Raw genomic sequence first — 2,232 nt, 5'->3', positions numbered from 1 at the left:
GCGGCGGCACCGCCCTTCACGTACCAGAGCACGTTGTTCCAGGAATAGCCGACCTGGCCCGTGAACAGGCCGAGCGCATTGACCTTGCTCTGGTTGGTGACGCCGGGAATCGACAGGCTGGCATTGCTGCCCTTGAAGGCGGCCCAGTCGCCCTGTGCCTCGAGGCCGAACACCCAGGTGCCGGCCTGCCAGCGGTAGCCGATCTGGCCGCCGACCAGGCCGCCGGTCGCATCGTGGCAGCCTTCGGCCGCAGTCGGAATGGTTGGTGTGGTGGTGGTCCAGCAATTATGGGCCGAGCCGCCGCCGGCATTGAGGCCGAGGTAGAAACCGCTCCAGTCGTAGATCGCAGCGACCATCGCCGGGGCCTTGGCGTAAGGCCGCGCGGCGAGGTCGGCCGTGAGTGCAGGCGCCGCCCCCAGTGCCAGCCAGGCCATGCCGACCTGGAGCACCTTCTTCATAGCTGTCCCCACCGCCATCTCGACGCCTGCACTCACGCCTTTACCCACGCCCCGTCCCGCTTATAGCCGCGTTCAGCCCGGACTGCCGTCACCGAAAAGCCACAACCTTGCAGCAACCGCCGCGTGCGATCACACCGCAAGGCGCGGGCGGAAACATCGTCGCCACACGCAAAAAGGCCGGCGCGAGGCCGGCCTTTTCAATTTCTGCGGCACGCGATGATCAGCGATCAGTACCGCGCGACGACCGGGCCGCCCCAGCGGTAGTTCAGCCGCACGGTGGCGAGGTCGATGTCCTGACCGATGCGGTCGGTGGCACTGAAGGCGCCCGCGGGCGTCACAGCGCTGACGTTGTGGGTCCCCATGAACAGGTGGTCGTATTCGAAGCCGACCGACCAATTCGGCGCAAAGCCGACCTCGATGCCTGCACCGACTGTCCCGCCCCAACGGGTCTCGTTGGCCGAGTCGGCCAGCACGCCTGCGGCGGTGAACGTCCGGTGCTGGTCGCCGACGACGGCAGCGCCGCCCTTCACGTAGCCGAGCACGTTGTTCCAGGCCCAGCCGACCTGACCGGTCAACAGACCGAAAGCATCGACCCGGGTCTGATCGGTCAGCCCAGCGGCAACGAGCGGGGTGCCGCCCAGCAGGTTGGTGTTGCTGCCGCGGAAATTGGCCCAGTTGCCCTGGCCTTCGAGACCGAACACCCAGGTGCTGGACTGCCAGCGATAGCCGATCTGGCCGCCGGCGGTGGCACCGGAGGCGTTGTTGCAGCCTTCGGCCAACGGCGCCGGCAGCGTGCCTGCTGCCGCCGTAGCGACGAGATCCCAGCAATTGTGGCTCCAGCCGCCGCCGCCGTTGCCGCCGATATAGAAGCCGCTCCAGTCATAGATGGCGGCTGCCATCGGAGGCGGGGCCTTGGTGTAGGGCCGGGCTGCGAGATCCGCAGCGCTGGCCGGAACCGCCATCCCCAACACAATGATGCTCGTCGCTCCCAGCAGAATTCTCTTCATTGCATTCCCCTTCGGCGTTTTGCGCTTCCCGGTCGTCCCCGGAAGCGCCATCTCAATTCCCCGCGACCGCCCATGCGATCCCTATTCCGATCGCAAATATATCCGATTCAACCGCAGATACCGTCTCCGAAAAGTCACACACGCGAGCGGAATCGGCCTGCATCGAGCTAACGTAAGTTAATGATCCAGCTTGGTTTTTCGATTCTTGGGAGAACGGTTTCGGGTTCCATCAGCTCCGGCACCTCAAAGTTGTGATGCATAAGCACAGTAGCGTGCGCAAGTTTCAGAACAAATCTGGAACATTGACTGCTCCCGCGCTATATGTGGATAAGCCAGGAGAGGGCGGGTGGCAGCCGCAGCAAGCGTATAGGGTCCGCCACGAAAGGAACGTGGATGTGCCGACGCGGCTGGAACGCTGCGGCGCGCCGGTCCTTAAGGATTTGAACCGCGGGAGAGTGGGTGATGGCGGGAAGCGTGAACAAGGTGATTTTGGTGGGCAATCTCGGCAAGGATCCCGAGATCCGGCGCACCCAGGATGGACGGCCGATCGCCAATCTGAGCATCGCGACGTCGGAGACGTGGCGGGACAAGGGGACCGGCGAGCGGAAAGAGAAGACCGAATGGCATCGGGTCGTGATCTTCAATGAAGGGCTGTGCAAGGTTGCCGAGCAGTATCTGAAGAAGGGCGCCAAGGTTTACATCGAGGGTGCGCTGCAGACCCGGAAGTGGACCGACCAGAGCGGCGTCGAGAAGTACTCCACCGAAGT

3 protein-coding genes are annotated in these 2,232 nt (G+C 64.2%); 1 reads left to right on the top strand and 2 read right to left on the bottom strand.

Translation table 11 applies throughout. The features are described from left to right. Positions 1-458 (bottom strand): outer membrane protein (locus WA702_RS16210; RefSeq protein ID WP_425111550.1); only part of this gene is annotated, 458 nt, incomplete at its 3' end. 227 nt (positions 459-685) lie between these two features. Next, positions 686-1,465, bottom strand: a complete 780-nt coding sequence (locus WA702_RS16205) for an outer membrane protein (protein ID WP_425111549.1) — start codon at positions 1,463-1,465, stop codon at positions 686-688. Positions 1,466-1,927: 462 nt separating this feature from the next. On the opposite strand from WA702_RS16205, the gene ssb reads away from it, so the two are divergent. After that, a partial coding sequence (gene ssb / locus WA702_RS16200) for a single-stranded DNA-binding protein (RefSeq protein WP_425111548.1) occupies positions 1,928-2,232 on the top strand: 305 nt, incomplete at its 3' end.

The organism is Bradyrhizobium sp. (genome assembly GCF_049798375.1).
In the GTDB taxonomy this organism is placed as follows: Bacteria; Pseudomonadota; Alphaproteobacteria; order Rhizobiales; family Xanthobacteraceae; genus Bradyrhizobium.
Note: the sequence above shows the minus strand (reverse complement) of the source record. Positions and strands in the feature narration are given on the sequence as shown.

What these genes read in the sequence shown, in the direction of transcription:
- WA702_RS16205 (WP_425111549.1), bottom strand. Translation starts at nt 1,465, where the DNA reads ATGAAGAGAATTCTGCTGGGAGCGACGAGCATCATTGTGTTGGGGATG.